Source organism: Eubacterium sp. SB2, assembly GCF_001244405.1.
In the GTDB taxonomy this organism is placed as follows: Bacteria; Bacillota; Clostridia; order Lachnospirales; family Lachnospiraceae; genus Faecalicatena; species Faecalicatena contortus_B.
In genome coordinates this window covers 241,988-258,800 of record NZ_LN865153.1, presented here as the reverse complement: position 1 = coordinate 258,800, position 16,813 = coordinate 241,988, and the positions used below count along the sequence as shown (strand labels likewise).

At 47.7% G+C, this 16,813-nt stretch carries 12 protein-coding genes; 9 read left to right on the top strand and 3 right to left on the bottom strand.

The window, feature by feature from the left end; all coding sequences use genetic code 11:
* The first annotated feature begins 91 nt into the window (after positions 1-91).
* The 5 genes from BN1938_RS13490 (at position 92) to BN1938_RS13470 (ending at position 4,194) form a co-directional block, all read left to right on the top strand.
* Positions 92-1,447: an MATE family efflux transporter gene (locus BN1938_RS13490; RefSeq protein WP_050641108.1), complete on the top strand. Its 1,356-nt coding sequence runs from the start codon at positions 92-94 to the stop codon at positions 1,445-1,447.
* A 60-nt stretch (positions 1,448-1,507) separates the two neighbouring features.
* Positions 1,508-2,128, top strand: a complete 621-nt coding sequence (locus BN1938_RS13485; protein ID WP_050641107.1) for a sugar O-acetyltransferase — start codon at positions 1,508-1,510, stop codon at positions 2,126-2,128.
* Between the two features lie 215 nt (positions 2,129-2,343).
* The gene (locus tag BN1938_RS13480) at positions 2,344-3,090 is read left to right on the top strand and encodes an EFR1 family ferrodoxin (RefSeq protein WP_050641106.1); all 747 of its coding nucleotides are present in this window, start codon (positions 2,344-2,346) and stop codon (positions 3,088-3,090) included.
* A gap of 95 nt (positions 3,091-3,185) precedes the next feature.
* Positions 3,186-3,749 carry a GNAT family N-acetyltransferase gene (locus tag BN1938_RS13475; protein WP_050641105.1) on the top strand — a complete coding sequence of 188 codons (564 nt, stop codon included), beginning with the start codon at positions 3,186-3,188 and terminating at the stop codon, positions 3,747-3,749.
* Positions 3,733-4,194, top strand: coding sequence for a GNAT family N-acetyltransferase (locus tag BN1938_RS13470; protein ID WP_050641104.1), 462 nt, complete (start codon positions 3,733-3,735; stop codon positions 4,192-4,194). The genes BN1938_RS13475 and BN1938_RS13470 overlap by 17 nt, the downstream gene beginning before the upstream one ends.
* A 31-nt stretch (positions 4,195-4,225) precedes the next feature.
* Here BN1938_RS13470 and BN1938_RS13465 read toward each other — a convergent pair whose 3' ends face one another.
* Positions 4,226-4,912: a P-II family nitrogen regulator gene (locus BN1938_RS13465; protein WP_050641103.1), complete on the bottom strand. Its 687-nt coding sequence runs from the start codon at positions 4,910-4,912 to the stop codon at positions 4,226-4,228.
* A gap of 23 nt (positions 4,913-4,935) precedes the next feature.
* Positions 4,936-6,471, bottom strand: a complete 1,536-nt coding sequence (locus BN1938_RS13460; protein ID WP_050641102.1) for a DUF1538 domain-containing protein — start codon at positions 6,469-6,471, stop codon at positions 4,936-4,938.
* Positions 6,472-6,892: 421 nt separating this feature from the next.
* On the opposite strand from BN1938_RS13460, the gene BN1938_RS13455 reads away from it, so the two are divergent.
* From BN1938_RS13455 to BN1938_RS13440, 4 genes are all read left to right on the top strand, one after another.
* Positions 6,893-7,753 carry a helix-turn-helix domain-containing protein gene (locus BN1938_RS13455; RefSeq protein ID WP_050641101.1) on the top strand — a complete coding sequence of 287 codons (861 nt, stop codon included), beginning with the start codon at positions 6,893-6,895 and terminating at the stop codon, positions 7,751-7,753.
* Positions 7,754-7,830: 77 nt separating this feature from the next.
* Positions 7,831-8,787 carry a hypothetical protein gene (locus BN1938_RS13450; protein ID WP_050641100.1) on the top strand — a complete coding sequence of 319 codons (957 nt, stop codon included), beginning with the start codon at positions 7,831-7,833 and terminating at the stop codon, positions 8,785-8,787.
* 452 nt (positions 8,788-9,239) lie between these two features.
* Positions 9,240-11,588, top strand: a complete 2,349-nt coding sequence (locus BN1938_RS13445) for a zinc-ribbon domain-containing protein (RefSeq protein WP_050641099.1) — start codon at positions 9,240-9,242, stop codon at positions 11,586-11,588.
* Between the two features lie 129 nt (positions 11,589-11,717).
* Complete coding sequence (locus BN1938_RS13440) at positions 11,718-15,041, top strand: PAS domain-containing protein (protein WP_050641098.1); 3,324 nt, start codon at positions 11,718-11,720, stop codon at positions 15,039-15,041.
* Here BN1938_RS13440 and BN1938_RS13435 read toward each other — a convergent pair.
* A complete protein-coding gene (locus BN1938_RS13435) occupies positions 15,022-16,710 on the bottom strand; it encodes an FUSC family protein (RefSeq protein ID WP_050641097.1) in 1,689 nt (562 codons plus the stop codon). The two genes, BN1938_RS13440 and BN1938_RS13435, sit on opposite strands and share 20 nt — an antisense overlap.
* Between the last annotated feature and the right edge of the window lie 103 nt (positions 16,711-16,813).

The window sequence follows — 16,813 nt, the reverse complement described above, 5'->3', positions numbered from 1 at the left end:
AGGCAGGCCTGGACTATTACCTATCATATCATACTAGTGCAGAGATGATAACGATCAACTTAACTATTCGCTGGATTTGTGGGGGGAGGCAATGAAAATAAAGAAGAATGAATTTTATAGAAAGCTGTTTGTCCTTGTTTTGCCGATTACCATGCAGAATCTGATGACAGCTCTGGTCAGCGCGTCAGACGCCCTGATGCTGGGCCTTTTAAACCAGAGCGCCCTGGCGGCGGTATCCCTGGCCGCCCAGGTACAATTTATACTGAACCTGTTTTATGCGGCCCTGACTATCGGGACAACTGTCCTGGCGGCGCAGTACTGGGGAAAAGGCGATACGGAATCAGTGGAAAAGATTCTGGCGGTTGTCCTGCGGATATCCGGTGTGATCTCATGCTTGTTCTTTCTGGGCGCGGTACTGATTCCCGGAGCGCTGATGCGCATTTTTACAGATAATGGAGAACTGATTCTGCTGGGAATTCCGTATCTTAAAATTGTCAGTCCTTCCTATCTGTTTACAGGAGTTTCCCAGATCTATCTGTGCATTATGAAAAATAGCGGCAGGACGGTGAGAAGTACAGTATACGGCTCCACTTCCGTTGTCCTGAATATCATATTAAATGCAGCACTGATATTTGGACTTTTAGGCTTCCCCAATATGGGAATCGCAGGGGCGGCCCTTGCAACAACGATTTCAAGGGCCGTGGAACTGCTGCTGGTTCTTCTGGAAAACAGAAAGAAAGATGCGGTGCGCATCCGATGGAAATATATGACGATGGATCATGGAAGGCTGAAAAAAGATTTTTACCGCTATACGGTACCCGTGCTGGCAAATGAACTGGTATGGGGCTGTGGATTTGCCATGTTTTCCGTGATTATGGGACGCCTGGGAAGCGATGCGGTTGCGGCGAATTCCATTGCCAATATCGTGAAAAATATCATCGCATGTATGTGCCTTGGAATTGGAACCGGCAGTGGAATTCTGGTTGGAAATGAACTCGGCAGAGGAGAACTGGAACGGGCAAAGGAATATGGCGGCAGGCTCTGCAGGCTGTCGCTGACCGCGGGGGCGGCGTCAGGGATACTGCTTCTTGCATGCAGTCCGCTGGTCATCCGTTTCGCGGCCGGCCTCAGTGGGCAGGCACAGGAATACTTGAAAGCCATGCTGCTCATATGTGCCTATTACATGATAGGAAAGTCCTTGAATTCTACCACAATAGCCGGAATCTTTTGTGCCGGGGGTGATACCAGGTTTGGCCTTTTCTGTGATCTGGTAACAATGTGGGTGATTATTGTTCCCATTGGGATACTGGCGGCATTTGTATGGAAGCTTCCGGTTCTTGCAGTTTATTTCCTGCTGAATCTGGACGAATTCGTGAAGCTTCCCGCAGTATACCGGCATTATAAAAAATATGAATGGTTGAAAAATCTGACAACTGATACAATATAAACAATCAACAAAAGTGGAAGAAACAATAAGAATAGAGAAAAAGATCAGGAGGAAATGAATATGGATAACAGAAAACGAAGGGATCTGGGAATGGCATATATTTCGGATGATGCCGTAATGGAGGAACAGAAAAGATGCAGACGGCTGATGCAGAAGCTGAACGCTGTGGACCGCTCCGACTATGAGGAGATCAAAAAGATCATAAAAGAAATGCTGGGTAAATCGGAAGATGCTTTTATTAATCCACCGTTTTATTGTGATTATGGTTTTAACATTGAGACTGGAAAGAACTTCTTTGCTAATTATAACTGTACGATCATAGACGTGGCAAAAGTAACAATCGGTGACAATTGCCAGCTGGCCCCGAATGTCGCTATCTATACGGCCGGCCATCCGGTGCATCCGGTATCGAGAAACTCGAAATATGAATATGGCATAGAGGTTACCATAGGTGATAACGTGTGGATCGGCGGAAATACAGTGATTCTTCCTGGGGTACATATCGGGAGCAATACGGTCATCGGCGCGGGGAGCGTGGTGACAAAGGACATCCCGGAATGGGTAATTGCAGGGGGAAATCCATGTAAGGTGATCCGGAAGATTACGGAGGAAGACAAAAAGTATTATTACAAAGACAGGGAATTTGATACGGAGGCCTGGGAAGTGGTGCAGAACCTCTGAACTGGGAGAAAATGGTGATCATGAATGATAAATTTATGATATAATGTACGCAGAGCGTACCATTATATCATTGCGCATCAGGCAGTTTCTGCGGAACCGCAGAAAGCTGCTGTGCATCCGCCGGAGACATCGTGACCGCTTGCGGTCATGATATAATGTACGCAAAGTGGTTATGATATAAAAGAAAAAATTACATCAGTGCAGGAGGCGCGTCTATGATTTTTTATTTTTCCGGTACGGGAAACAGCGAATATGCAGCAAAACGAATAGCGGAGGTTCTGGGAGAACCGGCTGTGTTCTTGAATGACAAGATTAAGGAGAAAGAAGGGGCCGCAGTAAAACAGGAAGAAAGACTTGTTTTTGTCTTACCAACCTATGGATGGCGGATACCGAGACTGGTGGAGGCATGGATTCAACGGGCCAGATTTAAGGGACCGCACAAGGTATATTTTGTCATGACCTGCGGCGGCGGAGTCGGGAATGCAGAGAAGTATCTGAAGAGGCTTTGTGAGCAAAAGAATTTCATATATATGGGGTGTGCAGAGATTGTAATGCCTGAGAACTATATTGCCATGTATCCGGCGCCGGAGGAAATGGAAGCGAAAATGATTGTGAAAAAGGCCCTGCCGGAGATTCAGAAGGCAGCAGAGTATATTCGTGATGGAAAGAAACTTCCTGAAATGAGGATTACGACGAGAGATAAAATCAAGAGCAGTATTGTCAATGATCTTTATTACCCTTTATGTGTTCATGCAGATAAGTTTTATGCTAAGGATACTTGTGTTGGATGTGGAAAATGTGAGAAAGCCTGTCCGCTCAATAATATAAAGCTTGTGGATAACCGTCCGGTCTGGGGGAAGCGCTGTACACACTGTATGGCCTGTATCTGCGGCTGCCCGGTTAATGCAATCGAATATGGGAAAAAGAGCGTGGGACAGCCGCGCTATCAGTGCCCGCTTTAATGCATTGCTGTACTAGGCATCCAGTTTGGGTGCCTTTTCTTTCGCGCCTGACTATATGGCATCGAATTATAAAGTGAAAAGAGGGTGAGAGAACTATGATATTAGAAACAAAGCGATTATATTTACGCAAAATGAATCAGGGTGATTACGATGCACTCTGCAGAATTCTGCAAGATGCAGAGGTAATGTATGCATATGAACATGCATTTTCAGACGAAGAGGTGCAGGATTGGCTGGAACGGCAGATCCGGAGATATGAAACATATGGCTTTGGCCTTTGGGCGGTTATATTAAAAGCAAATGAAGAAATGATCGGCCAGTGTGGGCTGACAATACAGGACGCAGGCGGCCGGGAAGTTCTGGAGGCCGGTTACCTTTTCCAGAAGGCATACTGGCATAAAGGATATGCCACAGAGGCTGCCATTGCATGCAGGGATTATGCATTTGAAGAATTACATACAGAGGAAGTGTATTCCATCATCCGTGACAACAACATTCCTTCACAGAATGTGGCAATACGAAATGGCATGGCTGTCCGCGGCAGGTTTACAAAACATTATTACGGAATAGATATGCCCCACCTGGTATATTCAGTAAAACGGGAGGACCAGTCAATAAAAGTAGTAGGAGGCGAGTACCATCATGAATCTTCATTTTGAACCTATAACCAGTGAGAATCGGGCAACAGCACTGAATTTAAAAATTGCCGGCAGCCAGCATGGTTTTATCGAGTCTGTAGAGCAGTGCCTCTCTGAGGCAGACCGATGTAAGCGCTGGCATCCGGTAGGCATCTATGACGGTGATACAATGGTTGGCTTCGCCATGTATGGATTCTTCCTATGGCAGTACCTTCCCTTTGGCAGGCTGTGGATGGACCGTCTGCTGATTGATGAAAAATATCAGGGGAAGGGGTACGGAACCGCCGCTTTATCCGGGCTGCTTAAATTGCTGATCCAAAATTACCGCAGCAGAAAAATTTATCTGAGTGTGATTGAAGGGAATGAGGCGGCGGTCCACCTGTATGAAAAGTTCGGTTTTTCTTTTAACGGAAAACAGGATCTGCATGGAGAGCATATCATGGTATATCAGGTGAAGCCTGAATAGGAGGATGCAGTATGTGATATAGGCCGTCCTGCTAATCGTCCTCCTGCTCCATGAGCCGCAGTCCCGCAGTCTCTGTAACAGGCAGGGAAAACACAATCGCTTTTGCCTTGCTTCCCAGTCCGGCCTGATCCATGACAGCCCTCATAATGCTGCTTTTATCTTCGCTTTTAGCCACAATGAAGATCATTTCCTTTTCAGAAGCCAATGAAACCCCCAGGAAATGCTCGTATTTTTTCATCCCCGTTCCTTTTGCGTGAATGACTGTGCCGCCGCCCGCTTTTGCCCCTCTGGCGGCATCCATAATCAGTTCTGTGTATCCCTGGTTGGCTATCACAACGAGAAGCTCATGTTTCGTGTCCTTCAACGTACTTTCCTCCTCTTTCTCAAAATCACGTCCTTCGGTTATAAACTGCAGCTGTTTTTTTCCGCCGACGCTGCTTACCGGTACGATAAAGACGATTCCGGTGCCCGGAATATCAATTTTAATTTGTTTTTCCAGGCCGCTCTTTATTGCCTTCCACTCTTTGGTTGTAACCATGGCAAAAAGAACGGCCTTTTCTGATGCCTCGAAGCCGAAGGAATGCAGTACATCATCTTCAGCAGTTCCCCGCCCCATGGAGACTAATATGATATTAACGCTATATTCTTTATAAAATGCCAGAAACCTTCGGATCTGGTTCCGGTCACTGATCGTAACCATCAGATTTAATTCACTCATAAAATCCTCGATTCTTATTTGAACTATAAGTCTATAATTGCATCATCATCCAGCATCTCAAAATCACTTGCCGGCTGTGCAGGTATGGTATCCTGCCCGTTTCTGCTGTTTACAAGTTTTGCATAAAGCCCCATGACCTGAATCGTAATGAGCGGTGTCATGGCAACCATTGCTACTAATCCAAATGCATCCGTTACGATATTTCCGCCCAGGGCCACGCAGGCTCCCTGTGCCAGCGGCAGCAGGAAGGCGGCCGTCATGGGGCCGGAAGCCACGCCGCCGGAGTCAAAAGCGATGGCAGTATAGATCTTGGGCACAAAGAACGAGATACCCAGCGCAAGAGCATAACCAGGAATTAAAAACCAGAGAATAGAAATCCCTGTCATCACCCGGATCATTGCGATGCCAAGTGAGATCGCCACGCCCACGGAAAGCCCGATTCCCATAGCCTTTGCCGAAATAGCGCCGTCTGTAATCTCCTCTACCTGCTTATTCAGCACATATACGGCAGGCTCGGCTTTTACAATGTAATATCCCATCACCATTGCAATCGGAATCAGCGTCCAGTGATGTTCCAGGCCCGCGAGTACCTGGCCCAGATAATTTCCGGCGGGCATAAATCCCACATTAACCCCTGTCAAAAACAGAACCAGACCGATATATGTATAGATAAGGCCCACAAATATTTTCATAAGTGTACGTTTTGACAGCTTTAAAACTAAAAGCTGAAAAGCAAGGAAAAACAGCACAATAGGCAGCAGAGAAAGAGCAATTTCTTTCATGTAAGTCGGAAACTCAACAGCGAACAGATGCCATAGCTCTGTTGAATTTTCAATGTCCGGAATGACAGGGGGCACATATGCGCTTTCCTTGGGATTGTAGATCATTCCCAGAATCATAACCGCCAGTATCGGGCCAATCGAGCAGAGCGCAACAAGGCCGAAACTGTCATCCGCTGCATGCCGGTCACTTCGGATTGAGGAAATACCAATACCTAAAGCCATGATAAATGGAACTGTCATAGGACCCGTTGTCACGCCACCGGAGTCAAAGGCTACACCCAGAAAATCTTCAGGCACGAAAAATGCCAGTACAAAGATAATAAAATAGAAAATCAGAAGCAAAGGCGGCAGCGGTATTCCAAACAGCATACGCAAAAATGAAACGACCAGAAAAACACCCACACCACACGCTACAGATAAAATCAATACCATATTTGGAACGGACGGAACCTGTTGTGCAAGAACCTGCAGATCCGGCTCCGATATTGTGATAATAGCCCCAAGTAAAAAAGAAATTCCGACTACGAGCAACAGCTTTTTACTTTTGGTCAGACAGGTGCCGACCCGCTCGCCCATCGGCGTCATTGCAACTTCTGCACCGAGCGTAAAAAACATCATGCCCAGCAAAAGCAGTACGGCTCCGATCAAAAAGCAAAGTAAGATACTTGGGGAAATCGGCGCTACTCCAAAGCATAAAAAGAGTACGATACCGATAATCGGCAGAACAGCGCTTACCGCCTCCCGCCATTTCTCATTTAATTTTTTTGTAATACTCAAACTTTCACCATGACTCCTTTCTAGAACGTGTCTGAAAAAAATGTACAGTTACCGAGAATTGCTTTCATTATAAGTATTAGTATAACATAAATTCTTTGGCACCGAAATATTTTTTTGTGAAAAGTTCATAAAAAATGTATCGGTTCAGACCGTGCCGTGTATAGTAACATATCTTGTAACAGTTCAGACAGGTCTGCGCATTTACTGCGCAGACCGTACGAAAACATGGTGGTTGCAGGCATCCAGCTCTTCGCCGCAGGCGAATTTCAATGTGCTGGATGCGTAACAGTTCAGACTTGTCTGAACTGTTAACATATCTTGTAATACATGGGGATCAGCAGGAGGAGGCAGCTTGTATAACATTTTAGGGTATGTTAAAGTGAAATGGCATATAAAACGAGACATGGAGAGGAGATCATGTATGCTGACATTTAACAATATATACCGTCCGCTGACCGCCCGTCCTTTTTTAGCGGACGATACTTACAGAGAGTACAGTCCATGCGTTTCCCTGGCACCTTATGTGGCATGTTACTGGACGGAGGGAGATTATATACCTATGGACCGCAGACAGAATGGCAGTCACAATTATGAAGGAGACAGCAGGGAGGTGCTGGTGATACCGGATACCTGTATGGATATTATTGTGAATGTAAACCATACCAGCCAGAAGATTACCGGTTATTTGTGCGGGATACAGGACAAGCCGTTTCTGGCACAGTCACGGGAAGATACGGATATAGTCAGCAGTTTTGCCATCCGCTTTCACTTTTGGGCCGCCAGTTTTTTCTTTTCTATGAATCTGAAAGATGCGTGTAATCAAACGACGGAGCTGGAGGCTCTTGGAGAAGGCTGGGGCCGGCTCTTTGACCCGTTCTTTTATCTGACGGAGGTGGAAGAGCGGATAGCACATGTGGAGGCATTTTTGCTGCAGAAGCTGGATAAGACAGAGGAAAATCCAGATCTGCTCAATTCGATACAACGGATATTGTCTGCATCGGGCGCGGTGGCTGTCCGGGATATCTGTGAGTACAGCACGGTCAGCCAGAGACAGATCGAGCGCCTGTTTCTGCAGAAGATAGGCATGCCTCCGAAAAAGATTGCCAGCCTGGTGCGTTACCAGAATGTATGGCGGGAGATCGTGATGTCGGAGTCATTTAACGCGCAGAACGCAGTATACCGCTACGGATACACGGACCAGGCGCATCTATTGAAGGAATTCAGGCGTTTTCACGGTACCAACCCGGAGGGGGCTAAGAAAATTGCCATAAAAAACCAATGACCATGTCGTTTTTTTACAATACGGATAAGCCTGATTCTGATAACATTTCTGTAAAAGACTGATGGAGGAATAAGATAATGAAGACACTTACACAAAAAGAATATCAGGAAATACGTACATGGTTTCATAGAAATGCAAGACCACTGGAGATGGCCCTGTGGAATTATTTTCATGAAGATGGGACGCGGGAGGCGGTTGCAGAGGAGCTGGCATTTTATCAGAATGAGGACGGCGGATTTGGAAATGCGGTAGAACCGGACGGCTGGAACCCGGAGTCTTCTCCCTACGCTACAATGACGGCAGCCATTACGCTTAGAAAAATAGAGTTTATGGAGCATGCAGGCACAGATCACCCTATGGTTCAGGGTATCTTACGCTATCTGGACAGCGGGGTATACAGCGATGAAGAAGGATGGTTTTTCTCAATCCCATCCAGTGACAATTACCCTCATGCGCCATGGTGGACATTCAGTGAAAAAGAAAACAAACTGCAGAGTCTGGGAATTACTGCAGGCCTGTGCTCTTTCATTCTGCATTGTGCAGAACCGGAGACATCTGTATATAAAAAGGCACTGAAGTATACAGAACAGCTTCTTAAAAAAGCGGAATCCACGGAAGATTTCGGTGAAATGGGGGCCGGCGGCATGTGCGTGCTTCTGGCAGAAGTGTTGCAAAAAGGCCTGTTCCCGGACATGGAATGCGGGAAACTTCTGGAGAAAATGGGAGAGGCCTCGAATAGAAGAATCGAGAGAAACCCGGAAAAGTGGGCAATGTATACACCAAGGCCTTCGGAGTTTATCGAGTCACCAAACAGTCCAATGTATAAAGGAAACGAGGAAATTGTGGAGAAAGAGCTGGATTACCTGATAGATACGCGTAATCCAGGCGGAGTATGGGATATCACATGGAGCTGGTTTGATCTGGGAGAGAAATACGCAAAAGAATTCGCAATCAGCGCAAATTGGTGGATGGGGGTGAAGGCCATCGATAAGGTGGGATTTGTTAAAAGCTTTGGGAGAGTGGACGCTTTATAGAAGCCCATAACGGAAGACACCCCCCGGAACATGATATAGGGGTCTGGAAAAGCGGGGGTACGTTTGTAAGCCGGAGTAGAGTAAAAAAGCAGAAAAACCGGGGCGACCTGGACACATCACGTGAAGCCTGGATGGCTTCACGCGCTGGGTCCAGGGATTTTTGTGATTCGGTATCACAAAAATCACCCCGGTTTTTCTGCTTTTTTTCTCAACTCCGGCTAACAGACGTGCCTACGCTTTTCCAGACCCCTATATCATGTTCCGGGGGGTGTCTTCCGTTTGGGCTTCTATAACGCTGGTGCGTCCGGGCGGGAGGCGGAGCAGCGGAAAGTGGTGGTGGAGGCGGATTGAGTTGAGGGGGGAGATGCAATTGACCAGTCAGGAAATAGGTCGGTTTTCCAAATTTTCACTTTATGTTATACTTACTTTATTAGTACTTTAGGAGAATACATATGAGAATATCTTTTTATGATTATTGTAAGAGGCATGGTCGGGAAGAGGTGCTTGAACAGTGGGATTATGAGGCAAATGGGGTTTCTCCGGAGGAGGTGCCGAGTAGTTCCAGGGAGGCGGTTTCCTGGAGGTGTGGGCGGGGGCATACGTGGACAGCTCCTCCTGCATGGCGTAATAGGTGTAAGTATACGGACTGCCCTTATTGCTCTCACAGGCGGGTGTCTAAGGAGTATAATCTGGAACGGATTTATCCGGAGCTGGCAAAGTGCTGGGATTATGAGAAGAATGAGAGGACTCCGGATCAGGTGCTTCCCGGTTCAGGTAAGAAATTCTGGTGGAAATGTGATCGCGGGCACAGCTGGTATAAGAGCCCGAATGAGCAGGGGGATTTTAAGGGATGCTGCTACTGCCGTGGAGAACTGGTGAGTGAAGAGTATAATTTGCAAGCGCTGTTTCCGGGGATTGCACGGGAATGGGATTATGAAAAAAATGACCTGAAACCGGAAGAGATACATCCGTTCAGCGGGAAGAAGGTATACTGGCAGTGCAGCTTTAACCCCACGCATAAGTGGCGGGCGTTTGTGTCAAACAGGACGATGCATTCACAGGGCTGTCCGGTTTGTAAAAAGCAGGGGAAAACTTCTTTTCCGGAACAGGTGATTTATTATTATATGAAGAAAATTTTCCCGGATTGCACCAACAGAGCCGTGATCGATTGTTTTGAAGTGGATGTCTTTATACCGGAGATTCAGCTGGGGATTGAGTATAATGGAGTGTTCCATGAGATATATGACCGGGCGGAATACGATAATCGTAAGGCGGACTATCTGCAAAGCGTCGGGGTCGGGGTGCTGACGGTCAGAGAGCAGACAGAGAAACGGGACAGGGAAGCAGAAAGAACAAAAGAGCAGAAACAAGAGACCAAACGAGAGATTGTCTGCCGTGTTGACCATTCGTACAAGTATATGAATGAGGTTGTGTCCTCGATTGTGAGATACATAAACAGCCATTATGGGATGAACATAAAGATGGATGTGGATGTCGTCCGCGATGCCCAGTATATCCGTGCGCTTCTGGTGGAAGGTAAAAAGAAAAACAGCCTGGCGTCCAGATATCCGGAGCTCGCAGAGGAATGGCATAAGGAGGCGAACTGGCCGATCACTCCCGAGATGGTGGAATACGGAGCAGGAACTGATTATACCTGGCAGTGCAAAAAAGGGCATGTCTGGAAAATGTCCCCAAATAAACGGACCAACCGCGGCTATGGCTGCCCTTTTTGTTCCAGGCACAGAGTGAGTAATGAGAACCGGCTGTCAGTGCAGAATCCGGGGATTGCGAAGATGTGGGATACGAAAGGAAATGATGGGCTTACGCCGGATGACGTATCGGTAGGCTCCCATGCAATGGTGAGCTGGCGCTGCGAGAAGGGCCATACGTGGAGGCGCAATGTCAGAGAGATGGTGAAAAGCGGAAGGTGCCCCTACTGCAGCGGCAGCAGGCTCACAAGGGAGAACAGCCTGGCTGCAAGAAAACCGGAGCTTTTGGAACAATGGGATTGGGAGAAAAATGAGGACTCTCCGTGGGAGTTATCCTGTGCGAACAACGGCTTTGCCTATTGGATCTGTGAAAAAGGCCATTCCTGGAAGGCTAAGATATCCAATCGCAGTGTTCTGGGGCGGGGATGCCCCTACTGCTCCGGCCGCAGGCCGACAGAAGGGGAGAATCTGGAGGCTGTATATCCGAAAGTTGCGGCTGAATGGAATTATGAGAAAAACGATCCGCTTACTCCAAAGGATGTGCGGCCGAAATCCAATAAAAAAGTCTGGTGGATCTGTTCTGCCGGGCATGAATGGGAAAAGGAGATTCAGGCCAGAACTGCAGGCAGCAGGTGTCCTGTATGCCGCAGCCGATATGTGCGCGGCGGTAACAGTCTGGATAAGACCCATCCGGAGGTGGCGGCCCGCTGGCATTACGGAAAAAATAAAATGCTGCATCCCAAAAATGTTTCGGCCGGATCCGGAGAAAAAGTCTGGTGGCAGTGTACGAAGTATCCGCATCATGAATGGTGCAGGAGGATCTCCCATGAAGTGGGCAGCAAAAAGGGCTGCCCCTACTGTGCCGGATTCCGGGCATGCAGGGAAAATTCGCTGGCAGCCCGTTTTCCGGCCCTGGTAAGGGAGTGGGATTACAGGAAAAACGGTTCGCTGCAGCCCCATGACCTGACCTGTACAAGCAGGAAACCGGTCTTTTGGATCTGCGAAAAAGGGCACTCCTGGCAGGCAGACGCCGCAAGCAGGACGCAGAAGAACAAAACGTGTCCATACTGTGAGAAAGCTGGCCGCCGGTGAACCGCGATTTTCGTTGTGTTTTAATGGGGGATTCAGTATAATTAAGAAACAAGCGAATTACCTGCCAGATGCGAAAGAAATACCGCATGTGAGATTGGTTAAAATAAGAAGAAAGCGGGTTTAGACGGCGTGAGAACAAAAACAGACAGAGAGTACAATCAACATTTGGAGGATGTGAAAAACCTGGCCAGCAGTATGATGCACATGCATTATTGCGATCATGATATGGAGGGGATTACGGCATTGTTTTCTCCTCAGTTTTCCTGGCTCGGCACCGGAGAAGAGGAGTGCCTCTCAGGCCGGGAAGCCTGTACGGAGCAGTTTCTGAATTACGGCGGGATCATACCGAAATGTATGATATGGGATGAAGAATATGATGTCATTGTTCCGGTGAAAGGCGTATACGTGGTGATGGGGCGTATGTGGATAGCTACGGACCCCAATACCGAGATGTACCTCAAAGTACACCAAAGGGTGACGTTTGTATTCCAGGATACGGACGAGGGACTGCGCTGCTCCCATATCCATTGTTCCAATCCCTACCAGGAACTGCTGGAGGGGGAACTGTTTCCGGATAAGATCGGCAGACAGTCCTATGAATATGTGCAGGAGCGCCTTCAGGCTCTGGAGGCGGAGAAGAAGCAGCAGAACCGGCAGATGGAAGTGATCATGTCCTCAATTGCGGGGGGACTTAAAATCAGCAATGACGATGATACCTATTCCTTTGCATTTGTGAGCAGGGAGGCGGCCGGCCTGTTTGGCTATACGGTGGAGGAGTTCATGGAGGCCACGGGCGGCACTGCGGTGGGGACAGTATACCCTCCGGACCTGGAACAGGCGCTGTCCGACTGCGCGGAAGCCTTCAAAGACGGCGGTCTGGAGTATTCCACAAAATACCGGGTCCGGTGTAAGGACGGAAGCCTGAAGTGGATTATTGACAGTGGAAAAAAGGCGCAGGACGCGGACGGAAACTGGATGGTCAACAGCCTGTATCTGGATATAACGGGGTCTGAGGAGGATGCGCAGCGTCTTCGTGAGCAGACCGAATTGCTGACAAGTATCTACGATACCGTACCTTGTGGGATTATCCGCTTCGTTCAATGCAGTGACGGCAGCTACCGCCTGATATCTCTTAACGAGGCCGTTGTTTTATTGATGGGATATCATAGTGTAGAAGAGGGGATGGGGGACTGGCAGGAAGGCATGCTTGGGGCAGTGAACGCGGAAGACAGAGAAATTCTGCATGAGATATATTACGGGCTGGAAAAAGTTGGAGATTATAAGGATAATGAATACCGCGTTATCTGGAAAGACGGTTCTGTCCACTGGATGCAGGGAACCACTATGATTGTGGGAACCACGTCGGAAGGTGAAAATATCCTGCAGCGAACTGTTGTAGATATCACGCAGAGAAAGGTTCTTCAGGAGCAGCTGAACCGGGAGCAGGAAATGTACCGTGTGGCCATGGAGGTCAGCTCAGCCGTTATGTTTGAATACGATATGGATACAGACCGTTTTATCAGCTATGAGCCGATTACGGGCGAAGGGGTTCTGCGCAACGAAATAGAACATTATTCTAAAGCATTACTGGAACAGAAGATCGTGCATCCAGATGATGTCCCGATGGTAGTGGATAACATATGCAAAGGACGGACCGAAGTGTTTGAGGTGCGGTGTTCAACTCCGCGGACAGGTCTTGGCAGCTATTTATGGTACAGAGTGAACGGACGGCTTGTTATGGAAAATGGTAAACCAGCCCGTGTGGTAGGCGCACTCTATAATATCCATAGGATGAAGTCGGAACTCTCGGAAAACAGCGAGCGCCTCTACATGAACCAGTCTGCGCTGCAGGCAATCAATGGAGTATATGTGAGTATTTTCTATGTGAATCTGGAGGAAGACACTTACTATGCGGTTCGTCTGCCTGAGGTGGGGAGTGCAATGGCGCCTCCCAGGAACGGCTCCTTTTCCGGTCAGCTCCGCAGTTATATTTTGCGGGAAATTAACATCGCTGACTGGAATAAAGTATCCGATGCCTGCAGAAAAGAAAACCTTCTGAGAGAGTTAAAGAGTGAAAACCGGCATATGGAGGTAGAATTCCGGAACAGGCAGTCTGAACTGTGGCTGCGTATGGAAGTGCATCTCAGAAAGGCGGAAAACGAAAAACCAAATACTGCAATTATAGCGTTTCGGAATATCAGCGCAGAAAAGCAGAAGGAACTTGAATATTATGAGGAAGAAAAACGGGCAAAGCACGCACTGGAAGAAGCTTATGATTCCCTGAATAAGGCAAATCGGGCGAAGTCTGATTTCCTTTCAAAAATGAGCCATGATATCAGGACTCCGATGAATGCGATTCTGGGAATGACGACCATTGCGAAGAACCATCTGGATGATAAGGAAAAGATGGAAGACTGCCTGAATAAGATTGACCTGTCGGGAGGGCATCTTCTCGAATTGATCAATAAGGTGCTGGATATGTCTAAGATTGAGGCGGGGAGTGTAGCATTAAGTGAGGATAAGTTTCGGATCGATGGTGTACTGGAGGAGGTGTCGGAGATCATTCGTACGGATGCGGACAGCCATAAGCTGTCTTACACAGCCTGTGTAAAGAAGCCAAAGCACTGCTGGGTATATGGGGATGCCGTGCGTGTGAAGCAGATTCTGCTTAATCTGCTTTCTAATGCTGTAAAGTATACCAATGAAAACGGGCATATCAATGTCCGGCTGGAAGAAAAGCTTTCAGGGCGGTATGGGATCGGATGCTACGAATTCGTGGTGGAAGACGACGGAATAGGTATGTCGGAAGAGTTTAAAAGTAAGATGTTTCTGCCCTTCGAACGAGCAGAAGATTCCCGCGTGAGCAGAATTCAGGGAACTGGATTGGGACTGGCCATTACCAGCAATTTGGTTCAGATGATGAATGGCAATATCCAAGTGGAGAGTGAGCTGAATAAGGGATCCCGTTTTACTGTTACGATATTTCTGAAACTTGCGCAGGAGGAAGAGGGAACTGCATATCCCGATTTTTCGGTACATCCGGGATCCGAAGCGGGTTTCCCCGGGCATACGAGGATACTGCTGGTGGAGGACAATGCACTGAACCGGGATATCGCAGAGGAACTGCTGACTGCTTATGGGCTGGATGTTACATGTGCGTCTAACGGGCAGGAGGCAGTGGATATCTTCTGCTCCAGACTGCCGGGAGAGTTTGCACTCATTCTTATGGATATCCAGATGCCGGTGCTGGACGGCTATGGCGCCGCAAAGGCGATCCGGAAACTTGCAGTGAACGGGCAGCGTCCGGATGCAGAGAAGATTCCAATTATTGCTCTGACTGCCAACGCATTTGCAGATGATGTTTATAGAGCAAAACAGGCGGGAATGAACGAGCATGTGGCAAAACCACTGGAGATCGGACGGCTGCTGGAAGTTATGCATCGCTGGATCTGACAAGATTCCAGCGCATTGAGCCGGATGAACCGTGATTGTTATGGTCTTCCTCCGCATTTTGTATGAGTTTTTCTTCCTGCAGATGGGTCAGGATGACCAGTGTATAGTATAGTTGAGAATCCGGCTTTTTGGTGTGCTTAATTTTGTCCAGCAGTTCCAAATTGGACTGATATTTCTTCCACAGTGCGCGGGTCGCTCTGTCACGGCTGTAAGGGAACATCATACAGTTCAGAACATATGCCGCAGCTGCACCAACCACTATATACGAGAAGCGGACGAGGAACATCTCGGTTACTGCCTGGAAGCCAAATACGTTCATGAAGACTGCTCCTCCGAGCGCTCCGATGGTAGAGCAGGCATAAGTTTCCGTATAATCTGTAAAATAGAAAGACAGGTATCCCGACAGCATCATTGCGGCGGTCCGCCCGGCGGGCGAGGGAATAAGGGAGTAGATGACAACGGAGATCAGACCGCCTGCAATTGTGGCTATGATACGCTTTCTCATCTTCTGGGGGACATCGTCTGCGTAGGGCAGCGATACGGATGCCAGAGTAAAGAGAAGCCATTTTCCGTGGGGCAGTGCCAAATACTGTACGAGCGCTGTAGCACAGGTCAGGATTATTGCAACCCGCAGTGCATAGATTCCCCGTACAGGACTCCAGTCCAGCGCCATCTGAAGCTGTATTTTCAGAGAAAGAGCCGTCTTACGGTAGTGCATCTTTTTCTCCGGGTCCGACATATGCAGCAGTTTTTGATAAATAAAGGTTAAATGTTCATCTGTGCGTCCGGCTGTTTCAGTTGCATGCATGCCGGATAAGGCAGGGGAGGCTGGCGGCTGCAAATCTGCAGTCTCCGCATTTATATAAGCACGGTACATCTTTAACTGGGATTGAATATACTGGAGCAGTTTTTTTTCGGAATGTACTGTTTTCCGCGGAATCTCCTGAAGATAAGCCAGCAGATGTTCCAGGCCGCGTCCAGCCTCAACCATACAGAAACCGGCGTCCGAGATACAGAGCGCTTTTTTTCTTCTGTCATAGACGATCTGGCTCAGGCTGCACAGCTTGCGCCGTATATCGGAGAGATCCGGTTTATCAGGCGATTCCAGCAGCAGCCAGGCAATATAACCTGAGATATCGTCAATCATTTCAGTGAGTACATCCTGTGCAGTCTCTGCGACACGCTTTCTTCCCATGACCCATTGGTACAGAATAATGGACAGAGCGCCCACCAGCATGCCAACAAGTCTTTTTGGCAGATGAGCGGCATCCACCGGCGTGATGAAGATGAGAAACAGGTAGGAAAGAATATAAGGAAAGTACATATGGGTGGAATATTCGTAAGTAAAAGCATACAAAATCATACATAGTGTGATAAAATTAATGACAAGCGACAGCGGCATCGGCAGATATACAACCCAGCATGCCGCCAGTGCGATCCAGACCAGCACGGCGGACTGGAGGATCAGATGCCTTACCGGGGTAGCAGTCAGATCCCGTACCATAGAAGCGGACATCATAATGGTAAAGATAACGCCCACAATGGTATTTTCAGGGCCAAAGATATGTTGAAAGATATTAACGTAGGCGATAATAAAAATAAAACTCAGCGTACCGAAACGAAATTTAGCTTTTACTTTATCGACGAAATTTTGTATGTAGTTTTTCATAAACAGCGGCATCTCCTTTATTTGTTTAGTTTAATTATGGATAGTATTTGAATTTAGAAATTGGCGATGGTACAATAATGATTAAACAATGATGATAGTCATA